The sequence below is a fragment of the Haloterrigena gelatinilytica genome, from assembly GCF_013342145.1.
Classification (GTDB): Archaea; Halobacteriota; Halobacteria; order Halobacteriales; family Natrialbaceae; genus Haloterrigena; species Haloterrigena gelatinilytica.
In genome coordinates this window covers 93,117-113,995 of the sequence record NZ_JABUQZ010000001.1, presented here as the reverse complement: position 1 = coordinate 113,995, position 20,879 = coordinate 93,117, and the positions used below count along the sequence as shown (strand labels likewise).

The 20,879-nt window shown below is 67.2% G+C and carries 24 protein-coding genes; 14 read left to right on the top strand and 10 right to left on the bottom strand.

Annotated features, from left to right (window positions below):
• Positions 1-51 precede the first annotated feature (51 nt).
• Positions 52-918, bottom strand: coding sequence for a deoxyribonuclease IV (locus tag HTZ84_RS00620; protein ID WP_174678902.1), 867 nt, complete (start codon positions 916-918; stop codon positions 52-54).
• 183 nt (positions 919-1,101) lie between these two features.
• On the opposite strand from HTZ84_RS00620, the gene HTZ84_RS00615 reads away from it, so the two are divergent.
• From HTZ84_RS00615 to HTZ84_RS00600, 4 genes are all read left to right on the top strand, one after another.
• A complete protein-coding gene (locus tag HTZ84_RS00615; RefSeq protein ID WP_174678901.1) occupies positions 1,102-2,301 on the top strand; it encodes a redox-regulated ATPase YchF in 1,200 nt (399 codons plus the stop codon).
• A gap of 322 nt (positions 2,302-2,623) precedes the next feature.
• Complete coding sequence (locus HTZ84_RS00610; protein WP_174678900.1) at positions 2,624-3,097, top strand: Lrp/AsnC family transcriptional regulator; 474 nt, start codon at positions 2,624-2,626, stop codon at positions 3,095-3,097.
• A complete protein-coding gene (locus tag HTZ84_RS00605; protein WP_174678899.1) occupies positions 3,094-3,429 on the top strand; it encodes a HalOD1 output domain-containing protein in 336 nt (111 codons plus the stop codon). Before HTZ84_RS00610 ends, HTZ84_RS00605 begins: the two co-directional genes overlap by 4 nt.
• Before the next feature lie 289 nt (positions 3,430-3,718).
• A complete protein-coding gene (locus HTZ84_RS00600) occupies positions 3,719-4,300 on the top strand; it encodes a DUF7344 domain-containing protein (protein ID WP_174678898.1) in 582 nt (193 codons plus the stop codon).
• A 24-nt stretch (positions 4,301-4,324) separates the two neighbouring features.
• Here HTZ84_RS00600 and HTZ84_RS00595 read toward each other — a convergent pair whose 3' ends face one another.
• Entirely contained in the window at positions 4,325-4,549 is a 225-nt protein-coding gene (locus HTZ84_RS00595; RefSeq protein WP_174678897.1) for a hypothetical protein, read from the bottom strand.
• Positions 4,550-4,731: 182 nt separating this feature from the next.
• On the opposite strand from HTZ84_RS00595, the gene HTZ84_RS00590 reads away from it, so the two are divergent.
• The gene (locus HTZ84_RS00590; RefSeq protein ID WP_174678896.1) at positions 4,732-5,373 is read left to right on the top strand and encodes a hypothetical protein; all 642 of its coding nucleotides are present in this window, start codon (positions 4,732-4,734) and stop codon (positions 5,371-5,373) included.
• A 148-nt stretch (positions 5,374-5,521) separates the two neighbouring features.
• Here HTZ84_RS00590 and HTZ84_RS00585 read toward each other — a convergent pair whose 3' ends face one another.
• The 3 genes from HTZ84_RS00585 to HTZ84_RS00575 all read right to left on the bottom strand — a co-directional run bounded on the left by HTZ84_RS00585 (position 5,522) and on the right by HTZ84_RS00575 (position 8,842).
• On the bottom strand, positions 5,522-7,390 hold the full coding sequence (locus HTZ84_RS00585; protein ID WP_174678895.1) for a carbon starvation CstA family protein: 1,869 nt from the start codon (positions 7,388-7,390) through the stop codon (positions 5,522-5,524).
• Positions 7,391-7,581: 191 nt separating this feature from the next.
• Positions 7,582-8,541, bottom strand: coding sequence for an ArsA family ATPase (locus tag HTZ84_RS00580; protein ID WP_174678894.1), 960 nt, complete (start codon positions 8,539-8,541; stop codon positions 7,582-7,584).
• A gap of 4 nt (positions 8,542-8,545) precedes the next feature.
• Entirely contained in the window at positions 8,546-8,842 is a 297-nt protein-coding gene (locus HTZ84_RS00575; protein WP_174678893.1) for a hypothetical protein, read from the bottom strand.
• A 369-nt stretch (positions 8,843-9,211) separates the two neighbouring features.
• On the opposite strand from HTZ84_RS00575, the gene HTZ84_RS00570 reads away from it, so the two are divergent.
• The gene (locus HTZ84_RS00570; protein ID WP_174678892.1) at positions 9,212-10,483 is read left to right on the top strand and encodes a CobW family GTP-binding protein; all 1,272 of its coding nucleotides are present in this window, start codon (positions 9,212-9,214) and stop codon (positions 10,481-10,483) included.
• Positions 10,484-10,520: 37 nt separating this feature from the next.
• Here HTZ84_RS00570 and HTZ84_RS00565 read toward each other — a convergent pair whose 3' ends face one another.
• Entirely contained in the window at positions 10,521-10,928 is a 408-nt protein-coding gene (locus HTZ84_RS00565) for an SRPBCC family protein (RefSeq protein ID WP_174678891.1), read from the bottom strand.
• 147 nt (positions 10,929-11,075) lie between these two features.
• On the opposite strand from HTZ84_RS00565, the gene HTZ84_RS00560 reads away from it, so the two are divergent.
• Entirely contained in the window at positions 11,076-11,303 is a 228-nt protein-coding gene (locus HTZ84_RS00560; RefSeq protein WP_174678890.1) for a hypothetical protein, read from the top strand.
• Between the two features lie 69 nt (positions 11,304-11,372).
• Positions 11,373-13,028, top strand: a complete 1,656-nt coding sequence (locus tag HTZ84_RS00555) for a spermidine synthase (protein WP_174678889.1) — start codon at positions 11,373-11,375, stop codon at positions 13,026-13,028.
• 11 nt (positions 13,029-13,039) lie between these two features.
• Here HTZ84_RS00555 and HTZ84_RS00550 read toward each other — a convergent pair whose 3' ends face one another.
• The 3 genes from HTZ84_RS00550 to HTZ84_RS00540 all read right to left on the bottom strand — a co-directional run bounded on the left by HTZ84_RS00550 (position 13,040) and on the right by HTZ84_RS00540 (position 14,773).
• Positions 13,040-13,903, bottom strand: a complete 864-nt coding sequence (locus HTZ84_RS00550; RefSeq protein WP_174678888.1) for an SDR family oxidoreductase — start codon at positions 13,901-13,903, stop codon at positions 13,040-13,042.
• Positions 13,904-13,974: 71 nt separating this feature from the next.
• Positions 13,975-14,403 (bottom strand): universal stress protein, encoded by a 429-nt coding sequence (locus HTZ84_RS00545; RefSeq protein ID WP_174678887.1) that lies wholly within the window; start codon positions 14,401-14,403, stop codon positions 13,975-13,977.
• Positions 14,404-14,548: 145 nt separating this feature from the next.
• A complete protein-coding gene (locus tag HTZ84_RS00540; protein WP_174678886.1) occupies positions 14,549-14,773 on the bottom strand; it encodes a hypothetical protein in 225 nt (74 codons plus the stop codon).
• A 128-nt stretch (positions 14,774-14,901) separates the two neighbouring features.
• On the opposite strand from HTZ84_RS00540, the gene pdhA reads away from it, so the two are divergent.
• The 4 genes from pdhA to HTZ84_RS00520 all read left to right on the top strand — a co-directional run bounded on the left by pdhA (position 14,902) and on the right by HTZ84_RS00520 (position 18,576).
• Positions 14,902-16,038 carry a pyruvate dehydrogenase (acetyl-transferring) E1 component subunit alpha gene (gene pdhA / locus HTZ84_RS00535; protein WP_174678885.1) on the top strand — a complete coding sequence of 379 codons (1,137 nt, stop codon included), beginning with the start codon at positions 14,902-14,904 and terminating at the stop codon, positions 16,036-16,038.
• A gap of 71 nt (positions 16,039-16,109) precedes the next feature.
• On the top strand, positions 16,110-16,625 hold the full coding sequence (locus tag HTZ84_RS00530; protein ID WP_174678884.1) for a hypothetical protein: 516 nt from the start codon (positions 16,110-16,112) through the stop codon (positions 16,623-16,625).
• 91 nt (positions 16,626-16,716) lie between these two features.
• Positions 16,717-17,910, top strand: coding sequence for a CaiB/BaiF CoA transferase family protein (locus HTZ84_RS00525; RefSeq protein WP_174678883.1), 1,194 nt, complete (start codon positions 16,717-16,719; stop codon positions 17,908-17,910).
• Between the two features lie 216 nt (positions 17,911-18,126).
• Positions 18,127-18,576: a CBS domain-containing protein gene (locus HTZ84_RS00520; RefSeq protein WP_174678882.1), complete on the top strand. Its 450-nt coding sequence runs from the start codon at positions 18,127-18,129 to the stop codon at positions 18,574-18,576.
• Between the two features lie 45 nt (positions 18,577-18,621).
• On the opposite strand, the gene HTZ84_RS00515 is transcribed toward HTZ84_RS00520, so the two are convergent.
• Positions 18,622-19,140: a gamma carbonic anhydrase family protein gene (locus HTZ84_RS00515; RefSeq protein ID WP_174678881.1), complete on the bottom strand. Its 519-nt coding sequence runs from the start codon at positions 19,138-19,140 to the stop codon at positions 18,622-18,624.
• A gap of 221 nt (positions 19,141-19,361) precedes the next feature.
• Between HTZ84_RS00515 and HTZ84_RS00510 the strand changes: the two genes are divergently transcribed.
• Together HTZ84_RS00510 and HTZ84_RS00505 are read left to right on the top strand one after the other, a co-directional pair.
• Positions 19,362-20,174 (top strand): helix-hairpin-helix domain-containing protein, encoded by an 813-nt coding sequence (locus HTZ84_RS00510; RefSeq protein ID WP_174682503.1) that lies wholly within the window; start codon positions 19,362-19,364, stop codon positions 20,172-20,174.
• 35 nt (positions 20,175-20,209) lie between these two features.
• A complete protein-coding gene (locus HTZ84_RS00505; RefSeq protein WP_174678880.1) occupies positions 20,210-20,872 on the top strand; it encodes a metallophosphoesterase family protein in 663 nt (220 codons plus the stop codon).
• Positions 20,873-20,879: the final 7 nt, after the last annotated feature.

Below are 20,879 nucleotides of genomic sequence, written 5' to 3'. Positions count from 1 at the left end.
ACGGGTCGGTTCGTCCTAACTACGAGACCGACCGGCCTCGCCGGTCTCGTTCTATTCTCGCAGTTCCTTGACCTTCTCGATGTTCCACGCGAAGCCTTTCCCATCTTCCGTCGGCGTCTCGAGCGCGAAGGGCAGGTCCCGCAAGTCGGGGTGGTTCACGATGGCCCGCATGCCGTCCTCGCCGATGTAGCCCTCGCCGATGAGCGCGTGTTCGTCCTTGTGGGTACCGACGTCGTGTTTCGAGTCGTTGAGGTGGATGTACTTCAGGTACTCCAGCCCGACCTCGTCGTCGAACCGCTGGACGGTCTCGTCGACCGCTTCGGGCGTCGTGAGGTCGTTGCCGGCGACCAGCGTGTGGGCGGTGTCGATGCAGATGCCGATGTCGGTCTCGGTGCGGTCGATGATCCCCGCGAGGTGCTCGAACTCGCCGCCGAGCTTCGTCCCGCTGCCGGCGTCTGACTCGATGAGAATCTGGACGCCTTCCGGCACGTCGAGTTCGTCGATGAGACTCGCCGCGTTGTCGAGGCCGCCCTCGACGCCCGCGCCCGTGTGCGCGCCGAGGTGGACGTTGACGTACGGGATGCCCAGTTTCGCGGCGGCGTCGAGTTCCGCCTGCATGCTCTCCTTGGACTTGCGCCGGAGGTCGTCCTTCGGGGTGCAGAGGTTGACCAGATAGGCCGAGTGGATCACCCACGGCCCCTCGAGTCGCTCGTCCGATTCCTCGCGGAAGCCGTCGGCGGCCTCGTCGCTGATCTCGGGCTGGGCCCAGACCTGCGGCGAGGTAGTGAAGATCTGCCCGCAGTTCCCGCCGAACGCGCGCTGGCGGTGGACCGCGTTGCGGAGATCGTCGTACGGCGGCGTTTCGTCGTCGGAGGAGACGCGCGAGCCGGAGATGGATACGTGTGCGCCGACCTTCATGGACGCCCGTCAGTACCGGTCGGTGATAGGTATACTGATTCTCGAGTCGACGCGGGTCCGCCCCCACCACGGGTCGCCGCCCGTCTCGAGCGGAATTCTGACCCTCTGCCGTGCCAGGGATCCGCATAACACACCCGAGCCGGAAGGAAAACCCGTTTAGTCACCCCGCTCCTCGGACGGACAATGAGTGCGAGTTACCGGATCGGACTCGTCGGCAAACCGTCTGTCGGCAAGTCCTCCTTCTTCAATGCCGCGACGATGAACGACGTGCCCGAGGGCGCGTACCCGTTCACGACCATCGACCCCAGCGTGGGCGAAGCCTACGTCCGCGTCGACTGTGCGGCCCCCGAGTTCGACGAGGAGTGTACCCCCAACGTCGGCTACTGCGACCACGGGACCCGGTTCGTCCCGACGAAACTCGTCGACGTCGCCGGCCTCATCCCCGGCGCCCACGAGGGCGCGGGGCTGGGCAACCAGTTCCTCAGTGACCTGAACGAGACCGACGTGCTCGTCCACGTCGTCGACTTCTCGGGACAGACCGACCTCGAGGGCGAACCCACCGAGGACCACGACCCCCGGAAGGACATCGCCTTCCTCGAGGAGGAACTCGATCAGTGGTATCTCGACGTCTTGGAGAAGGGTATCAACCGGTACGAGTCCGGGTATACCACCGAGGACGACGCCATCGAGGAAGAGCTCGCCGAGCAGATGAGCGCGTTCAAGACGAACGAGGACGAGATCAAGCGCCTGATTCGGCGGACGGACGTCGGCTTCGACCCCGCGGTTTGGGACGACGAGGACAAACTCGCGCTCGCGCGCGAGATCCGCACGGAGACCAAGCCGATGGTCATCGCGGCGAACAAGATGGACACCCCCGAGGCACAGGAAAACTACGAGGAGATCGCGAACGATCCCGAGTACGACCACCTGACGATCGTCCCCTGCAGCGCCCACGCCGAGAAGGCCCTGAAATCGGCCGACAAGGCCGACGTCGTCGACTACCGCCCCGGCGACGCCGACTTCGAGATCACGGGCGATATTTCGGGCGACCAGGAGCAGGGCTTAGAACAGATCCGCGAGTTCCTCTCCGAGTACGGCGCGACGGGCGTCCAGGCGGCCCTCGAGACCGCGCTGTTCGACGTGCTCGGCGTCGTGCCGGTGTTCCCCGGCGGCGCGAACGGACTCGGAAACGAACGCGGCGAGGTGCTGCCCGACTGCTACCTGATTCCGCCGAACTCGACGGCCGAGGACTTCGCGTACAGCCTCCACTCCGACATCGGCGACGGCTTCCTGCACGCCATCGACTGCCGGACGAACCGCCAGCTCGGCAAGGACTACGAGGTCGAGTCCCGCGACGTGATCGAGATCATCACGACGAACTGAGCGCCCGGTCGGCGCCTCGAGACGGTGCGGTCCGCGTTTCGCTGCGAGACGAACGGTACGTCGACGATTCGTGACGAGCACCGTCTCCGTTCGGCGACTCGCTGCGATCAGTTCGCGTCCGTCGCCAGCGGCCGGCAGGACGGGGCTTCGACACGATATCTATCTGTACATTCGTTTTTACGGTACTATATGGTTGCGAAGAATACAGTTCCGTCAGTCGTGCGCCGTCTATTTTCATCCGTCGATTGCTGATTGTAAATCATACCGTCGTATTTTGGGGAAAATATGATCCCAGGGTGCGAGTACTGCAAAATCGTGATTCATGGAGTTAGATGACGTTAGCAAGGGGGTTCTGTACGTACTGCAACATAACTCTCGGCAGATCACGACGCGCGAGATGGCGGATCGAATCGGCGTGTCGGCCAGCACGGTTCGGAATCGCATCGAGCGGCTGGAAGACGAGGGCGTCATCAGGGGCTACTATCCGGAAATCGACTACGATAACGCGGGGCTCCAGTTACACGTGCTCTTCGTCTGCGGCGCTCCCGGCGTCGAACGGAACGCGCTCGCCGAAGCGGCCAGAAACGTAAGCGGCGTCGTGAGCGTTCAGGAAGTTCTCGACGGGACGGAGAACGTTCGGATCGAAGCCGTCGGGACGGATACCGACGACATCGCTCGCGTCAGCGACGAGTTGAGCGCGATCGGTCTCTCGATCGCCGACTCGAAGGTGTTCAAGAGTTCGCACAGACAGCCGTTCGATCACTTCGGCGAACAACTCGTCGACGAGCCGGAATGACGGGGGGAACGCCCGACGCCATCGAGACGCTCGAGTACGAGCCGAAAACGGACACCTATCGGATCGCCTACGACGCGGGGACGACGCCGCCGAGCCTCGCCGTCGTCTCGGCGCTCGACTCCCTCTCCGACGGCGGATTCGACGCGCCGCTGTACGACGTGATCGACCCCGATGCGCTCGACCGGCTCCTGTCGCCGTCCGAGCCCGCCGAGACCGCGGATCGGCGCTCGATCTCGTTCGCCGCTCGCGGGTTTCGAATCACCGTTTCCAGTCGCGGGTACCTCGAGGTGCGATCGGACCGCGACGGGGACGGCGCGGAGGGATCCGAATGACCACCGACCGGTGGATGCGACGTCGATCAGCGACGACGCACTCCGTTCGAGTCGGGTGCCGACGCCAGTGGAGCGGACGCCCCGACCGCCCGAGAGACGGCGCGTGGCGTAGCGGAATCTCGTAGCGGATCGAGGCCGGACGGCGCGGGTTCGTGAGTCGTTTCGTTCCGTCGGACGATCGATTCGACCACCCCGACGGGAGAACTCCGAGAGATATCTTTATTGTCCCAACATTAACGCTATACAATAAAGTTTAGGTCGGTCCGATTCGCCTACTCGAGTGAGCAGTATGTCAGTTACAGACCGCCCCGTGCATCCGCCGAACGCTTCCGACAGCGAGACCGGTGAATCGGAAGCCGAAGCGTCCGCAGCCCTCTCCCCCGACGAAACGTTCCACATCCTCCAGACCTTCCGACGGCGGGAGTCGATCCGATACCTGCTGGAAAGAGACGGTCCCGTCAAGATGCGCGACGTCGCCGAACACGTCGCCGCGCGGGAACACAAGACGACCGTGGCCGAACTCACCTCCGCGCAGCGCCAGCGCGTCTACATCCCGCTCTACCAGTCACACCTGCCGAAACTCGACACGGCCGGCGTCATCGAGTACGACAAGCCGCGCGGCATCGTGCGGCCGACCGAGCGACTCGAGTCGTTTCGGCCGTATCTCGAGGCGACGACGGCCCCGACGGACGCGGAGCCCGATCGAGCGGACCGCGAGGCGTCCCCGAACGGGCAGCGCCGGTCGGTCGCAGGGCTCGGAGCGATCGTCGCCCTTCTGCTCGCGATCGCGGCGGAAGCGCTGCAGGCCTCCGGAGTGGTCCTCGGAGCGGTGATCGCCGCGCTCGTCCTCGTCGCGGTGGCAGTATTCTGAGCCGGACGCGACGCCGGGACCCGCTTACCGCCGCCAGATCACGCGCTGGGCCGCGTCGTTCAACCGACTCGAGAGGTCGGCGATCCAGCCGTCCGGCGACAGCGTTTTCAGTTCGGTCTCGTCGACCTCGATGCGGCCCTCCTCGTGCGGATTGCGAGCGGTCCGTTCGTCGTCGTCCCGGTCCTCGTTCGCGACGTCGACTGCGACAGACACCGAGCAGCGGCCGCACGCTTCGCGGTCGTTAGTCATTATCGATCACCCGTAATAGGGCCGCTCGACTCTTAAGTCCTGTTGGAGCGGCGGTTCGCGCGGACGGCGGTGCCGACGGACTTTTGGACGTGTCGTGCCATCAGGACGCATGGACAGCCCTCGAGTCGCGACGGCCGGTCCCGACCGGCAGCCGACACGCGACGCCCGATCCGGTGACTCGCATGAGTGACAGCACGCGCGACCCCGACGAGGCCGAGTCGCTCGAGCCCGCGGCCGAGTCGACCGGTGACGCCGCTCTCGAGGCGGTCCCCGACTGGGACGACGAGTACGTCGACCGGGTCAGCGACCGGCTGTTTCACAACTACGACCTCGAGAAGGACTACGCCGTCGAGGGCGAGCGGTTCGCGCTGTACGGACGGATGGAACTGGTGAACAGGAAGCACTTCCTCCACCCCGCGCTCTCGCTGGCCGAACACGAGTCGACCGAACACCTGTTCGTCAGGCGCGTCGACGCGGTCGACGATCGGGCGCTCGATCGGTTCGTCGACCTCGGCGAGCGGCTGGCCGACGACTGGATCGAGCCCGACGAGGAGCACTTCTCGACGGAGTTCACCTTCGTCGCGGTCGCTCCGTCGATCCCCGACGAAATCCGCGACCGCGTCGCCGGATACGACGGTCGAACCCTGCTGAAGTGGGGGTATCACGGCCACTACGAGATCAACCTGGCCGTCGTCGCGCCCGACGCCGAGGAACTGGTCGCGAGCGAGAACGCCGACGTCGCGACCGCCTTCCGACTCTGGGATCCGATCGAGACCGACGAGAGGGGGCTCCTCGGACTGCTTTCTCGGCGGCTGCAGCTGTAGCCCCGATCGTCGGCTTCGGTACTCGAGCGCGCGGCGAGGTGAAGCGAGACGGGCGAAACGGCCGCTGATCGAGTACACTTCTCCTGGTCTCGAGTCGCCGGAAAAGGAGCGTCCGCCGCGAAATCGCCGACCGCGGTCGCGGTCGGACTCAGTCGTCGTCCGAGATGGCGTCGGCTGCGACCCCGTCGCCCGTGCGACGGGCCGTCCGCATGTTATCGTAGCCGATCTTGAACAGCGACAGCGCCAGCCCGATGAGGACCGCGATGATGGCGATCTGCACGACGGCCGACGCCTGGCCGAGCAGCGTCGTCTCGGCGTCGGCGGTGATGCCGAGCAGCCGACCGCCGAGGATCTGGTAGAGGCCGGTCCAGGTGAGGCCGATGACGGTGATAAAGCCCATCAGCGCCATCGGGCCGCCCGTGGAGATCAGCTGCTTGGACTCGCTCCAGTTGGCCAGCCAGACGGTGCCGGTCAGCAGCGCCAGCGACGCCAGCAGCTGGTTCGCGCCGCCGAACAGCGTCCAGAGGTCCTCCCAGCGGCCGCTGCCGAGCAGGAAGAACGCGACGACCGCGATGATCGACGTGTTGACGTAGCGGTTGGCCGCGTACTCCTCGACCGGCGTCTCCGGCGTGCCGACGATCTCCTCTAACATGTACCGGCCCAGTCGAACGGCCGTGTCCATGCTCGTCAGCAGGAAGCTCGCGAGCACGAGCGCCATGAACGGTGCGGCGAACTCGAACGGAATGCCGAGGGCGGTGAGGATGGCGCCGCCGCCGGTCGCGAAGTTCGGCAGTGCGAGTCCGATCCCGCCGCTACTGGCCGGGATCGCGACGACCGTCACTGCACACAGCGCGACCGCCGCCAGGAGCCCCTCCGCGAGCATGCCGCCGTAGCCGATCAGTCTGGCGTCGGTCTCCTTGTTCAACTGCTTGGCCGTCGTCCCCGAGGACACCAGCGAGTGGAAGCCGCTGATCGTCCCGCACGCGATGGTCAGGAACAACAGCGGGAACAGCGGCATGAGCGGAAGCATCTCGGCGAGCGGACCGCCCTGTCCGAGGAAGCCGTACCAGGCTCCCGTCGTGATGTCGAGCGTCAGTTGCGCGCCGGTCTCGGGGTGGACGGCGTCGGTACCCATCCCGGTGATGAGCGTGCCGACGATGACCGCGAGCAGGCTCCCGCCGACCCCCGCGTACAGGAGGAACGACGAGAGGTAGTCTCGAGGCTGCAACAGCATCCACACCGGCAGGATGCTCGCCGCCGCGCCGTAGACGAGCATCACCAGTACCCACGCACCGATGTTCGCGCTCCCGAGCAGCGACGGGACGAAAAACGGCGTCGACTCGAACAGCACGGTCGTCCCGGCTGGGTAGTCGCCGGGGACGATCGCGAGCGGGTACTGGATACCGACCCAGACCGACGCGAAGACGCCACCGACGAAGACGACCGTCCCGACCGAGAACGGGAGGTTCAGCTGGTAGAGCCAGACCCCGAAGACGAACGCGAGCGTGACGTAGAGGAGGCTCGCGGTCGCCGCCGACGGGTAGGCGTTCAGCACGACGCCGATGACCAGCGCGAACACCGCGACGACGAGAATCGTCAGCAGGAACGCGAACCACAGCAGCATGTCCTTGCCGCGCTCCCCGACGTACTCGCCGATGATGTAACCGATCGACTTCCCCTCGTGTCGGAGGCTGCTCGACAGCGAGACGAAGTCGTGTACCGCACCCAACAGCGGATTACCGATCGCGACCCACAGCACGGCCGGGACCCAACCCCAGACCAGCGCGGCCGTGATCGGGCCGACGACGGGTGCGCCGCCCGCGATACTCGAGTAGTGATGCCCCAGTAGTACCGGCTTCTTCGCCGGGACGTACTCCTGACCGTCTTGGTACTTGTGTGCCGGCGTCTCTCGACTGTCGTCTAACCCCACGAACTGCGAGAGATACCGTCCGTACGCGACGTACGAGACGGAAAACGTCACCAGCACCAGTGCCACGATCCATATTACACCTGCCATGGTACCCTCTCTCTAGCCCGGGAGGGACGGGAAGAACATAAATATAATTCATTGTGGATCGCGGTAGGTCTGTGTATTATGACAGATCGATCCCGTAACGACGGGATAACGGAAAGTTCCGGTTCGGGAGGCGTTCTGTCAGCGTCGATAACGAAACGGTAAGCGCAGCGGCCGAATACGACCGGGCGCCGTCACTCGGTTTCGACGGCGATCTCGAGGTCGCTCGCGACGTCCTCGAGCAGGCTCCCGCGCACTTCCTCGACGCGCGTCTCGATCGTCGCCACGACGGGCGGTTCGAACTCCCGTTCGATGCGCTCGAGGCGGTCGCGCTCGGTCTCGACGCGTTCACGGAGATACCGGGCGCCGCGGCCCTCCTCGTGGGGTTCCGGCTCGGGCGTCAGCCGGTTGACGACCAGTCCGCGCACCGGCAGGTCGGCCTCGGCTAACGTCTCGAGCGAGCGGGCCGTCTCCCGGATCGAGAGTTCGTCCGGGTTCATCACCAGGTAGAAGGCGGCGTCCTCGCGTAACACCTCGCCGGCGAACTCGAAGCGCTCCTTGCGTCCCTGCAGGCGCGCGAGGATCGGATCGCCCTCCATCACGCGGCGGGGTTCCTGGTTCCCGATCGCGGCCTTCTCGTAGAGGTCGATGCTGCGCTCGCGTTTGTCCATCAAGCGATCGATCCAGCGCTCGAGCAGGTCCGGCAAGGCGAGCAGCCGCAGCGTCGAGCCGGTCGGCGAGGTGTCGAAGACGACTCGATCGTAGTCGTCTGCCGTGCGCATCACCTCGACGAAGCGGTCGAACAGCGCGGCCTCGTAGGCCCCCGGCGTCTGGTGGGCCATCTCGAGTTGCAGTTCGACCTCGTTGACCATCGCCGCCGAGAGCTGGGCGTTCAGTTGCCGGCGCAGCTCCTGGAGGTGATCCTGGACCTCCCGTTCGGGATCGATCTCCATCGCCGAGAGCCCGTCGTACCCCTCGACGGGACGCGGGTCGTCGCCGAACTCCTGGTCGAAGACGTCGGCCGTGCTGTGGGCCGGGTCCGTCGAGACCACGAGCGTCTCCAGCCCCGCGTCGATACACTCGAGCGCGTAGGCGCTCGAGACGGTCGTCTTGCCGACGCCGCCCTTGCCGCCGAAGAACGTGAAGGTCGTCATTGGCTCAGAAGTGATACTGGTGGCCCTTGCGTTCGATGACGGACTGGCGGTCCCACATGCGGCGCTCCCAGGCCTCGTACTCGTCCTCGAGGTAGGGAAGCAGTTCGGCCGTGTAGTAGGAGACGGGACTGGGGATCCCGAATGCGTCGGGGAAGCAGGCGAGCATGAACGCGTCCTCCGTGTCCTCGGCTTCGGCCTCGATCTTCTCGTAGGCGGGGTGGGTGAACATCCCGTGGTAGAGCCCGCGGAGCCACTCTTCGACGGTGGCCCGGAACGCGGCGATCCGCTCGGCGAGTGTCATCGTCGGTCATGCTCGGGCCCGGAGACAAAAAGCTGTCGCGGCGGGCGATTGCGCGCGAACGAGACCGGCGAACGCATCCCGACCGCCGGGCCCGCGACAGCGATGTATTTCGTTAGGTGAATGTCTGCCAAACAATTACATAGATCGGCGTGAAACGACAGATCGCCCGTTGCCCGCTCCGACGGAGTCACGGCTCTCCGGTCACTTGCGCCGTGAAAACGGGAGCGGGTGGTGTGTCTTACTGCGACGCAGCTCCCGTAATAAACAGTCGAAACTGGACGCTAATAATGGCATCGAATCGAGATGAATCGCCGGGATCGAACGGCGCCGATACGACGGTTCTTGGCCCTCGAGTCACAATAACACCCTATGCACTCGGATTCGAACGGCGTTCCCGTCACCGTGCTCTCGGGGGGACTCGGCGCGGGGAAGACGACGCTGCTGAACCACCTCCTGCGAACGGTAGACGACCGCGACCTGGCCGTGCTCGTCAACGACATGGGCGACGTGAACGTCGACGCCGAACTCGTCGCCGAGGGATCGGACCTCGACGTCGAGGGCGGCGTCGCCGAGCTCTCGAACGGCTGTATCTGCTGTGAGCTGCGGGACGACCTCGAGACGGCGGTCGTCCGACTGGCCCGCGAGCGCGAGTTCGACCACCTGCTCGTCGAGGCTTCGGGGATCTCCGAGCCGGAACCGGTCGCGCGGCTCTTTACGACCAGTTCGCGGGTCGCCGCCAGCTACGACCTCGACGCGCTCGTGACCGTCCTCGACACCCGGCTCTTCCTCGATACCTTCGCCGGCGAGGACGTGCCGGAGCGCCGCGGTCGACGCGACTCGGCGGACGACGACGCCGACGACACGCGTCCCCTCTCGGATCTACTGATCGAGCAACTCGAGGTCGCGAACCTCGTCGTGCTCAACAAGACCGATCTCTGCGAGCCCGCGGAACTCGAGGAGGCCGAGGCGCTCGTCCGGGCGCTCCGACCCGAGGCCGAGACGATCCGGACGGAATTCAGCGCGGTTGATCCCGACCGCCTCCTCGGCGTCGGGCTGTTCGATCCCGGCCGCATGGCGGAGGCGGCGGGCTGGCAGCGCGCGCTGGCCGACGACGGGGCCGAATCCGATCCCGTGCACGGTCACGGCGGCGACCGCGGACACGGCGGGCACGACGACCACCACCGCCACCGCCATCCCGACGAGGTCTACGGCGTCGACTCGTTCGTCTACCGAGCGCGCCGTCCCTTCCACCCCGAGCGGTTCGCCGCGGTGTTACGCGACCTCCCCGACGGCATCGTGCGCTCGAAGGGCGTCGCGTGGATCGCCGGCCGGGACGTCAAAGTCGACGTCGCGCAGGCGGGCCCGTCCGTCCGCGCGAGCGTCCGCGGGCCCTGGATCGCCGCGCTCCCGGAGGTTCGCCGCGACCTGTACCGCTCGAACCGGCCCGATCTGGAGTGGCACGACGAGCACGGCGACCGCCGGACGGAACTGGTCTTCATCGGCACCGACACGCGGGAAGCGAGGCTCCGGTCGGCCCTCGAGGACTGTCTGGTCACCGACGCGGAGTGGGAGCGAGCGGACGCCCTCGAGAACCCGTTCCCGGACGAGGAGGAGGAAGCGGTCGCGCTGCGCGAGCCCTGAGCAGTCGGCCGCGGCCGCTGGGTGCGGAACGCCTGAGTCAGTCGAACGCGTCCGCGAGCGCCTCGAGCAGCCGCGAACACTCGCCCTTCCGCTTCCAGGCGGCGATCCGGTCGCCGAAGGGCAGCGGGGCCGACAGCGAGACCGACGAGCGGACCGCGACTCGAGTGCCGTCAGCGGCGTCCTCGAGTTCGATCCACGTTTCCATGTGGGAGAACGGGCCCTGCTCGCCCTCCTGGGTGTAGTAGATCGCGCCGTCGCGGTCCTCGAACCGCAGCGGGAGGGCCATTCCGGGGCCGCTGGCGAGGACGACTACCGCGTCGTCCCGGTCCTCGACCGCCTCGACGTCGAAACTCCCCTCCGCGCGGACGATCGTCGGCGGATCGAGCCACTCCGAGAGCTCCGCGGGCGTCGCGTCGACGACTCGAGAGACCGTCACCTCGCGCATACCAGCCACGTTCGCGCCGACTGGGATAAATACTGGTGACGGCGGCCGAGGCGGCGCCGCGGTGGCCGTCCTGCCGCGCAGGCGCCGTCGCGACGACGGGCCTCGCCGGAGGAAACGACTAAGTGAGCGTCGCCCCCGTGTTCGGGCATGTCCGCCGGCTCCGACGACGAACGGGACGGGTTCGAGGAAGGTCTCGAGTCCTCCCGCGGCGATCCGCGCGTGCTGCTCGCGTTGAACGCCGTGCTGTCGACGCTGTTCGCCGTGCTGATCGTCTGGGGGGCGTCGATCGTGGGAACCCTCGAGTTCGGCCCCGCGACGGTCGTCCCCGCCGCGATCGGGCTGTTCGTGCTCGCCCTCGTGATGACGCGGCCCTGAGCGCGACGACTCCCGCGGGTCGTCGTCGAGGCGACAAGTTCTCGTCGTCGGGCCCCAATCTCGAAACGAATGACTGCGCGGACCGCGCTCTCCTATCGACCCGCGAAACCCGAACTCGCCGTCTTCGTCTCGGGGATCACGAGCATGGGGATCGAAATCCTCGCCCTCCGGATCGTCGCGCCGCAGTTCGGGAGCCACATCTACACCGTCGGCGGCATCATGACGGTCTGTCTCGCGGCCCTGAGCCTGGGTTACTGGCAGGGCGGCAAGCGGGCGTCCGACGCGACCAACCGGGAGATGACCTGGCTGTTACTCGGAACGGCGGTCTACATGGCGGTCGTCATCTACGCCAGCGACATGCTGTTGAGCCAGACCGCCGCGCTGGCGTTACCGGCGCGGTACGCGGCTCTCCCGTCCTCGATCATCCTGTTCGGGCCGCCGACCTACCTGCTCGGCTTCATCAGCCCCTACGCGGCCGAACTCTCCAGAAAGGAGGGCACCGGCGAGGCGTCGGGGCACGTCTACGCGCTGGGGACGATCGGCAGCATCCTCGGCTCGGCCGCGACGACGTTCGTCCTCATCCCCGCGCTGACCGTCGACACCATCGGTCTCGTCTTCGGCATCACCCTCGTCGCGACGGCGGTGGCCATCGAGGCGCCGTCGCTGCCCCGGAAGCCGACCTTCGCGAGCGTCGGCATCGCGGTCCTGCTCGTCGTCGCGACCGGCGCCGGGCCGGTCGCGCTCGACCACCGCGGCGACGTCGTCTACCACACTCAGACCGCCTACCAGGAACTCGAGGTCGTCGACGACGGCGACGTTCGGACGATGTACTTAGACGGCGCCCGCCACAGCGCGATGGACCTGGAGGAGCCCGAGCGCCACGTCTTCGAGTACACGAAGTACTTCCACCTGCCGATGCTGCTGACCGACGACGTCGAAGACGTCGATAACGTGTTGTTCATCGGCGGGGGCGGGTACACCGGACCGAAGGACTTCGAGCGGCGCTACGACGTCGACGTGGACGTCGTCGAGATCGATCCCGAAGTGACCGAGACCGCCGAGGAGCACTTCGGCCTCGAGCACGGCGAGAACATGACGACCCACACCATCGACGGCCGACAGTACCTCCAGAACACCAACGAGACCTACGACGTGATCGTCCTCGACGCCTACAAGAAGGATCAGGTCCCCTTCCACCTGACCACCGTCGAGTTCATGGAACTCGCCTCCGATCGGCTGGCCGACGACGGGGTCTTCCACGCCAACGTCATCGCCGCGCCGAGCGGCGCCGCCGGCGAGTTCTACCGCGCTCAGTGGAAGACGATGGACGAGGCCTTCGCCGACACGTACGCGTTCCGGACCTCGAACACGGACGAGATCCAGAACATCGAAATCGCGGCGACCAACGCCGAGACCGACTTCTCCGAGTCGGACCTCGCCGAGCGAAACGACGAGCGCGACCTCGGGATCGACCTCGCCGACGAGGTCGACCACTACATGGACGAGCCGGACACCTCGGACGCGCCCGTCCTCCGGGACGACCGCGGCGAGGTCGACAGCCTGCTCGATCCGATGCTCGGCCAGCGCTACGTCATCGAGGAGACCGAGGACGACTCGAGCGCCGGCGGCGATGGCGGCGAACCGGCCGCACCCGCAGTCGCGCTCGGCACGGCCCCGCTCGTGGTCGCGGCCGCGCCGAAGAAGCGAACGCCGGTCGAACGGTAGCTACCCGTTCCTCACGCCGGTCGCTGATAGTCCGGATCGAACAACTGCACCGAACCGGGCTCCGGGTCGCCCTCGGTGAGGTTGTACCGCGAGAAGTCCTCGAGCCCTGCCTCGCGCAATAGTTCCTCGTCGTAGACCGCGTTCCCGGTGAACGACGCGGGATCCCGGGAGAGGATCTCGAGGACCGCATCGGCGACGATATCCGGACTGCGCCAGTCGTCTTCGGTCCCCATCCCGAAGTGTCGGGTCGCGCGCGTATCGATCGCCGTGACGGGCCAGAAGGCGTTACAGCCGACGTCGTCGGCCGCGAGTTCGCTCGCCATCGAGAGCGTGAGGAAGGTCATGCCGAGCTTCGACCACGCGTAGGGCGCCAGCTCCGGCGCGCGATCGATCGTCACCGGCGGCGCGTTCGCGAGCAGCCACGAGTCGTCGGCCTCGCGGAGGTGGTCCGCGAACGCCCGCGAGACGAGGTACGTCCCGCGCACGTTGACGTCGGTCAGGAGGTCGAACCGCTTCGCCGGGAGTTCCGCGACGGCCGCGAACTGAATCGCGCTCGCGTTGTTGACGACGATCTCGACGGTTCCGAACTCGTCGATGGCCCGCTCCGCGGCCGCCTCGACGGCCGCCTCGTCGCGGACGTCCAACTGGATCGGCAGCGCCTCGACGCCGCGCTCCCGGACCTCGCGGGCCGTCCGTTCGATCGTCCCCTCGAGGTCGCTCTCCGCGTAGTCGTCGTCCGCCTCGCTCGTTTTGCCGGTCGAGACGATATTGCAGCCGCGCTCGGCCAGCGCGAGCGCGATCGCCTTGCCGATACCGCGGGTCGTGCCCGTGATGAACGCCGTCTTGCCGGAGAGATCGGGTCGATCGAGAGCCATGTGCTACCGTTGCTCGAGCGCGTGATAAATCCCGGCGACGGCCCGGAGTCCGGGTCGGTTCGGACGGTCTCTCACTCCTCCCGCTGGCCGCCGGTGACGACGACCGGGCGGTCGCTGGTCAGGATCACCGACTGGGTGAGGCTCCCGAATACGGCCTTTCCAACGGGCGATCGCTTCCGGCCGCCGAGGACGATGGCGTCGGCGTCGCGCTCGTCGGCCGCCTCGAGGACGTCGTCCGCTTCGATCTCGCCGCTGCCCTCGAGGACGGTGACGTCGACGCCGGCCGCCTCGAGACGCTCTCGCGCGCGCCGGACGGACGCGACCCGCGAAGCGGACTTGTAGCGTTCGATCTCCTCCGGGAGGTCCTCGCTCTCGTCCGTGAAGACGAACAGGATCGAGGCCGCGACGGACTCGGCGGCGTCGGGGAGCGACGCGACGTACTCGGCCTGCGCGATCGCTCGGCTCTCGTTCGTGTCGACGGGCATCAGAACGCGGTACATGGCCGATTATTCACTCGACTGAGTGATAAAACCGACTTCACCCGTCGCGGGTCCGGAAGCGTTCCGGCGCCGAGCGACCGCTCCGTGAGCGAATCGACCGCTAAAAACGATGGTCACTGAGCGTCCACTGCGAACCGATCGCGGCCTACTCCTCCTCGTCTTCGCCGTCGTCGGCTTCCGCCTCGCTTTCCTCGTCTTCGTCGGCCTCCTCCTCGCCTTCGACCTCGATCTCCGCCTCGACCTCGATCGTCAGTCCGTCCGTCTCGAACTCGCCCTCGAACTCGCGGCGGTCCTCGGCCTCGAGTTCGAGTTCCTCGCTGTCGACTTCGACCTCTACCTCGACATCGACGGTGACGTCGGAATCGTCCATACGCGACCCTTCGTTCGAGACACCTAAAGTGGTGTCGCGGATTTTCGCCGCCAGAAATCGTCGAGGTCGGCGGCGGCGCGGCCGCGCCGCGGGATATCGTTATGTGGCCGGAGACAGAGGCTCGAGGTATGGCAGGAGACGCCGTAGAGCGCGCCGTTCTCGAGCGAGCGCCCGACGATCGGATCCGAGTGCTCGACGCCGACGGGACGATCGTCGCGCCGGAACTGGAACCCGACCTCGCCGACGAGACGCTGCGGTCGATATACCGGGATATGCGCTTCTCCCGGCGGTTCGACGAGCGGATGATCAGCCTCCAGCGGCAGGGTCGGCTGGGAACTTACGCCTCGCTCGCGGGCCAGGAGGGCTCGCAGATCGGCTCGACGTACGCGCTCGCGGACGACGACATGCTCTCCTTCCAGTACCGGGAACACGGGGCCGTCGTCTCGCGGGACCTCCCGTGGGAATACCTGCTGTACTGGATGGGCCACGAGGACGGCAACGCGGCGCTGGCCGAGATCGACGTCTTCCCGCTGAACATCTCGATCGGCGGCCACCTCCCCCACGCGGTCGGCTGGTCGTGGGCCGCGAAGCTGAACGGCGACGAGCGCGCGAGCGTCGTCCACTTCGGCGACGGGGCCACCTCGGAGGGCGATTTCCACGAGGCGATGAACTTCGCGGGCGTCTTCGACACCCCCACGGTATTCTTCTGTAACAACAACCAGTGGGCCATCTCGATCGCGCGGGAGAACCAGACCGCGAGCGCTACCATCGCCCAGAAGGCCGCCGCCTACGGGTTCGAGGGCGTGCAGGTCGACGGGATGGATCCGCTGGCGAGCTACGTCGTCACGCGGGCCGCGCGAGAGAAGGCGATCGCGGCTCGTTCCGGCGACGACGGCCGGCCGCGGCCGACGCTGATCGAGGCCGTCCAGTACCGCTACGGCGCGCACACGACCGCCGACGATCCCTCGGCCTACCGCGACGAGGCCGAAGTCGAGCGCTGGCGCGAGCGAGACCCCATCGACCGGTTCGAGACCTACCTCCGGAACCGCGGCGTCCTCGACGACGACGGGATCGAGACGATCGACGCCGAGATCGAGGCCACCCTCGAGGAACTGGTCGATCGCGCCGAATCCGCCGAGGCCGATCCGCGCGACCTGTTCGAGCACACGTACGCCGACCCGACGCCGCGACTCGAGGCCCAGCGCGAGGAGCTCGAGGCCCTCCGCGAACGACACGGCGACGGTGAATTACTCGATTACGAGTAACGATCGCACCATAAAGCCGGAACTGGGACAGGACAACGGCTACCGGGACGTCGTCCCCATCCGCGAGTACCATGCAACTCGAGCAGCCGACGCAGGTCGAGCAGTCGACGCAGGAGTCGGGCTGGAGCGGGACGGTTCCCAGCGCGGTCGACGCCCGGATCCTCGGCCTCGTCGTCGTCGTGGGCGGACTGGCCGCGTCAGTGAACATCCCCTACGGCGGCGTGCCGACGGCCCTCGCCGCGTTCGCCGTGCTGGTCGGCGGCGGCGTCGGCGCCCACGTGCTCGGCGAGCGACGACTCCGCCGGATCACCGACGGCCTCGTCGAGCGGTGGGTCGACGCCGGCGCCCACATCGAGGACGTCACCCGGTCGTCCGACGGCATGCGAACCGAGTGGACGGTCCACACCCCCGACGGCGAGATCCGTATCGGCGGCCTCGCGCTGGTCCCGATCAGCCGCTTCTCGGTCGAGTGGCAGGGCGTCGGCGACACCATGGACGCGAGCGAAGCGGAGGAGAACCTCGACGCCCTCGCGAAGGGGCTCTACGCCGAGTTCTTCGACATCGGTTCGGCGACCCAACGCTCGTAGTTCGGCTCGCGGCTCGCGGCTCGCGACCTCGTTCTCGGCTCTCGTGCGCGACGACCCATACGGTAAACTATCGGGGCGACGAGGACACCGTATGCGACTCGATGGCGTTCGCGTGCTCGACTGCTCGCGGCTGCTGCCCGGCCCCTACGCGACGCAGCTGCTGGCCGACTGCGGCGCCGAGGTGGTGAAGGTGGAGGACACCGACGCCGGCGACTACGCTCGAGCGATGGAGCCCGTCACGGCCGACGGCGTCGGCGCGATTTTCGAGACGGTCAACCGCGGCAAGCGCAGCGTCGCGATCGACCTGAAAACCGACGGCGGGCGGACGGCGTTCTACCGACTCGTCGAGGACGCCGACGTCGTCCTCGAGGGGTTCCGGCCGGGCGTCGTCGACCGACTGGGGATCGACTACGAGACGCTGGCCGAGCACAACGACGAACTGATCTACTGCTCGCTCACCGGCTACGGCCAGGACGGCCCGTGGGCGGATCGGGTCGGCCACGACTTAAACTACGTCGCGCTGGCCGGCCTGCTCGATCTGACGCGGGAGTCGCCCGAGGAGAAGCCGCAGGTGCCCGGCTACCCGATCGGCGACATGGCCGGGGGACTGTTCGCCGCGTTCGCTATCGTCGGGGCGTTGCTCTCGAGGGAACTGGGAAGCTCTGGCGGCGAGTACGTCGACGTCGCGATGGCCGACGTCGTCGCCTCGTTCGCCCAGCCGATCGCCTACCAGGCCGCGACCGGCGATCCCGACGAGCCGCGACCCGGCGAGACGCCGTTGACGGGCGCCTATCCGTGGTACGACTGCTACGAGACCGCCGACGGGGACTGGGTGACGCTCGCGGCCCTCGAACCGGGGTTCTGGCGGGCGTTCTGCGAGGCCGTCGACCGAGACGACCTCGCCGACGAGCACGGGACGGATGATCCGGCCGTGCGCACCGCCCTCGAGGCCGAACTCCGCGATCTCTTCCGCGAGCGAACCCGCGACGAGTGGGAGGCGGCCCTCGAGGGCGTCGACGCGGCGGTCGCCGGCGTCTACTCGCCCGCCGAGATGCTCGAGCACCCCCAGTTCCGTGCGCGAGATCTCGTCGAGCGTCCGGATAGCGCCCCGCCGCGGATCGGGTTTCCGGCCCGGTTCGACGACGAAACCGCAGCGACAACGGAGCGTGCGGACCTCGACGAGCGCGTCCCGACGCAGGGCGAACACACGCGCCGGTATCTCGCCGAGGCGGGCTATAGCGACGCGGAGATCGATGCGCTCTATGATGCCGGCGCCGTCCGGTGAACCGGGACCGACGGGCGGAATCGGACCGGACGGCGGGACGAATCCCGCTCTCGGCCGGGCATCGTAACGGGAGAGCTATGTAGCAATATAGTCCATCATAGGTTTGTATTGTCCAATACTTTGGCAATTTAGAACACAAAACAGCACAATACTAGGGGATAGAGTGCATATATGCGAAGTGATTATGTGGCGGGTCGTGGTAGCGACGTGTAAGCGATGATCGACGTTCCACTCGAACGCGTACTGACTCGGTCCGGTCGAACGATCCGGCCCGAAGCGCCCGTCACCGAGGCCGCGAAGCGACTCCGCGATCCGGACGTACCGGCGCTCGTCGTCCTCGAGGACGAGACCGTCGTCGGAATCGTCACCGAATCGGACGTCGTCGCCTTCGTCGCCGAGACGCTCGAACCGCGCTCTGTCGGGGCGGTCATGTCGTCGCCGGTCACCACGATTTCGCGACGCGAATCGCTGGTCGCCGCCGCGGAAACGATGCGCGCCGACGGCGTGAAACACCTCCCGGTCGTCAGCGACGGCGCCTACTGCGGCCTCGTCTCCGCGTCGACGCTCGCGCCGTACCTCTCGCGGCGCCGACTCGAGATCGACCGGGAGGACGACCCGATTCGCATCGACGCCGAGGACGGACGGGAAATCCCGGCCGGCGAGTAACGGGCCCTCGCCGCCGGCTCGTCCGGACCGTCGTGCGGCCGGCGCTCAGTCGAACAGTTCCTCGTGACGACCGGCCAGGTTCGTGTACTCGCCCGACGAGAACTCCTCGAAGATCGCCTCGGCGTCGACGCCCGTCTCCTCGAGCGGCGTGATCTCGGCGGGAACGCCGCGGGCGAACGACTCGGGCGGGATGTCGTACTCGTCGGGGATCACCGTCCCGGCGGCGACGACGCTCCCCGCGCCGACGGTCGACTCCGTGTTGACCGTCGCGTTGAATCCGATCAGCGTCCCCTCCTCGACGGTCGCCTCGTTGAGCACCGCGCCGTGACCGATCATGACGCGGTCCGCGAGCCTCGAAGCGTGAATCGTCGCGTTGTCGCCGATGTGGGCCTGTTCGCCGACGCGAACGGGTCCGATGTCGCCCCTGAGAACGACGCCCGGCCAGACGCTCGCCTCGGCGTCGATCCGGACGTCGCCGACCAGCGTCGCCTCCCGACTCACCGCCGCCGCGTCGTCGACCGTCGGTTGCGTCCCCTCGAACGCGTAGGTTCGACTGTCAACCATGGTGAACGGACCACGAAGGCCCTCATAATTCTCAATGGCTCCCACCGTGACACTCAGTTTCGCGTGATGGTTGCCGGAACGCAGAGCCACTCATTGACGAGCCGTTTGTGGTATTATTCACCATCAGAACCCATTCAGTGGCTTGCAAGCCCGTCACTTATCCCCGAACGGTACTGACTACCGAGTGACCAATGAGTCAATCGGAATCCCCCATTCGAGCGATGTTCGACGCCCAGCGAACCGCGATCAAAGGAAGCCAGCAGCTGTTCACGCAGGGGCTGTCCGCCCAGTCCGCCGTCGATAAGATGGCGTTGACCGGACTGAACGGCCAGGCGTCGCTCCAGCGCCAGCAACTCGAGCTCGCGCAGGCGGCGACCCACAGCTACGTCGACGCGACGACCGCGATGCTCCCCGGCGAGGGGTCCGCGGACGCCCACCGGAGCGTCGACGAGGCGTTCGCACAGCTGAAAACGACCCACGCTGAGTTCTACGACGCCCTCGAGCGCGAACTCGAGCGGGACGCCGACGTCGCGGACGAGTTCTCCGAGGAGTTCGTCGACGCGCTCGAGGACGGCACCGAACAGTTCCTCGAGCTCTCCCGCTCGGTCGAGGAGCAGACGGTCCAGAACGTCGACGAGCTCTCGAGCCAGCTCAGCGAGCAACTCGAGCGGACCCGAGAGCTGCAGGATCAGCTCGAGGAGCAACTCGAGCGCCAGAGCGACGACGTCGCGGACCTGCTCGACCGGCAGGCCGAACAGATCGAGCAGGTCCAGCAGCAACTCGAGGAGCAGGCCGAAGAAGTGACCCAGCAGCTTCGGGATCGGCAGGCCACGGCGGAGACGAAGATCGAGACCGACCCGGAGCACACGCTCGAATCCGTCGCGGGAATCGACGCCGACGTCCGCGAGCGACTCGCCGACGCCGGCATCGCGACGGTCGACGACCTCGTTCGCGCCGACGCCGAGACCGTCGCCGAGGCCGCCGACGTCTCGGAAAGCGACGCCGAGGAGTGGATCGACCAGGCCGAAGCCTGAGCAACGTTTTCCGCGACGGGACCGTTCGTCCACGCATGCTCGTTCTCGGCGACGCCCACGCGTCCGAGCCGGACCGCCGCGAGACGCTTCTGGAACTGTACCGAGCCGTCGATCCCGCCGCCGTGTTACAGCTCGGCGACCTCGAGTACTACGACCTCCCGGCGCCGACGTGGTTCGTCGCGGGCAACAACGAGGACCTCGACGTTATCGAGGCGCTGCGCGCCGGCGAGGAACCGTCCGAGGCCGACGGCGTCCACCTGCTCGCGAGTACCGTCGCGGACGTCGACGGGCTCCGCGTGGCCGGCCTCTCGGGGAACTACGCGCCGACGAAGTACGACCGTCCCCGCGACGAACTCGAGGGAGACCGCCGCCGGCACTTCACCCGCGACGACGTCGAGCGAGCGGCCGAACTGGACGACGTCGACGTCCTGCTCACCCACGAGGCACCGACCGGACTCCTCTCCTACGGCTACGATCCCGGCTGCGAACACGTCGACGCCCTGCTCGAGGCCCTCTCGCCGTCGCTCTGTCTGGTCGGCCACCACGAGCGCCACCGCGAGGCCGAAATCGCCGGCGTCGACGTGGTGAGCCTCGCCCCCGCCTGGGAGCGATACTACACGCTCGAGGGCGATGTCGACGAAGGTGGACTCCGACTCGAGGGCCACGATCACGCGTTCGGCCCCGACGCGTCCGACTGACCGCGGC

Excerpts from the sequence above, each read along its gene's own strand:
- pdhA (WP_174678885.1), top strand. The coding sequence starts at position 14,902 with ATGGCAGGAGACGCCGTAGAGCGCGCCGTTCTCGAGCGAGCGCCCGAC.
- HTZ84_RS00595 (WP_174678897.1), bottom strand. The coding sequence starts at position 4,549 with ATGACTAACGACCGCGAAGCGTGCGGCCGCTGCTCGGTGTCTGTCGCA.
- HTZ84_RS00515 (WP_174678881.1), bottom strand. The coding sequence starts at position 19,140 with ATGGTTGACAGTCGAACCTACGCGTTCGAGGGGACGCAACCGACGGTC.
- HTZ84_RS00520 (WP_174678882.1), top strand. The coding sequence starts at position 18,127 with ATGATCGACGTTCCACTCGAACGCGTACTGACTCGGTCCGGTCGAACG.
- HTZ84_RS00590 (WP_174678896.1), top strand. The coding sequence starts at position 4,732 with ATGAGTGACAGCACGCGCGACCCCGACGAGGCCGAGTCGCTCGAGCCC.
- HTZ84_RS00525 (WP_174678883.1), top strand. The coding sequence starts at position 16,717 with ATGCGACTCGATGGCGTTCGCGTGCTCGACTGCTCGCGGCTGCTGCCC.
- HTZ84_RS00545 (WP_174678887.1), bottom strand. The coding sequence starts at position 14,403 with ATGTACCGCGTTCTGATGCCCGTCGACACGAACGAGAGCCGAGCGATC.
- HTZ84_RS00550 (WP_174678888.1), bottom strand. The coding sequence starts at position 13,903 with ATGGCTCTCGATCGACCCGATCTCTCCGGCAAGACGGCGTTCATCACG.
- HTZ84_RS00540 (WP_174678886.1), bottom strand. The coding sequence starts at position 14,773 with ATGGACGATTCCGACGTCACCGTCGATGTCGAGGTAGAGGTCGAAGTC.
- HTZ84_RS00555 (WP_174678889.1), top strand. The coding sequence starts at position 11,373 with ATGACTGCGCGGACCGCGCTCTCCTATCGACCCGCGAAACCCGAACTC.
- HTZ84_RS00605 (WP_174678899.1), top strand. The coding sequence starts at position 3,094 with ATGACGGGGGGAACGCCCGACGCCATCGAGACGCTCGAGTACGAGCCG.
- HTZ84_RS00575 (WP_174678893.1), bottom strand. The coding sequence starts at position 8,842 with ATGACACTCGCCGAGCGGATCGCCGCGTTCCGGGCCACCGTCGAAGAG.
- HTZ84_RS00510 (WP_174682503.1), top strand. The coding sequence starts at position 19,362 with ATGTTCGACGCCCAGCGAACCGCGATCAAAGGAAGCCAGCAGCTGTTC.
- HTZ84_RS00505 (WP_174678880.1), top strand. The coding sequence starts at position 20,210 with ATGCTCGTTCTCGGCGACGCCCACGCGTCCGAGCCGGACCGCCGCGAG.
- HTZ84_RS00615 (WP_174678901.1), top strand. The coding sequence starts at position 1,102 with ATGAGTGCGAGTTACCGGATCGGACTCGTCGGCAAACCGTCTGTCGGC.
- HTZ84_RS00530 (WP_174678884.1), top strand. The coding sequence starts at position 16,110 with ATGCAACTCGAGCAGCCGACGCAGGTCGAGCAGTCGACGCAGGAGTCG.
- HTZ84_RS00585 (WP_174678895.1), bottom strand. The coding sequence starts at position 7,390 with ATGGCAGGTGTAATATGGATCGTGGCACTGGTGCTGGTGACGTTTTCC.
- HTZ84_RS00565 (WP_174678891.1), bottom strand. The coding sequence starts at position 10,928 with ATGCGCGAGGTGACGGTCTCTCGAGTCGTCGACGCGACGCCCGCGGAG.
- HTZ84_RS00570 (WP_174678892.1), top strand. The coding sequence starts at position 9,212 with ATGCACTCGGATTCGAACGGCGTTCCCGTCACCGTGCTCTCGGGGGGA.
- HTZ84_RS00560 (WP_174678890.1), top strand. The coding sequence starts at position 11,076 with ATGTCCGCCGGCTCCGACGACGAACGGGACGGGTTCGAGGAAGGTCTC.
- HTZ84_RS00580 (WP_174678894.1), bottom strand. The coding sequence starts at position 8,541 with ATGACGACCTTCACGTTCTTCGGCGGCAAGGGCGGCGTCGGCAAGACG.
- HTZ84_RS00600 (WP_174678898.1), top strand. The coding sequence starts at position 3,719 with ATGTCAGTTACAGACCGCCCCGTGCATCCGCCGAACGCTTCCGACAGC.
- HTZ84_RS00620 (WP_174678902.1), bottom strand. The coding sequence starts at position 918 with ATGAAGGTCGGCGCACACGTATCCATCTCCGGCTCGCGCGTCTCCTCC.
- HTZ84_RS00610 (WP_174678900.1), top strand. The coding sequence starts at position 2,624 with ATGGAGTTAGATGACGTTAGCAAGGGGGTTCTGTACGTACTGCAACAT.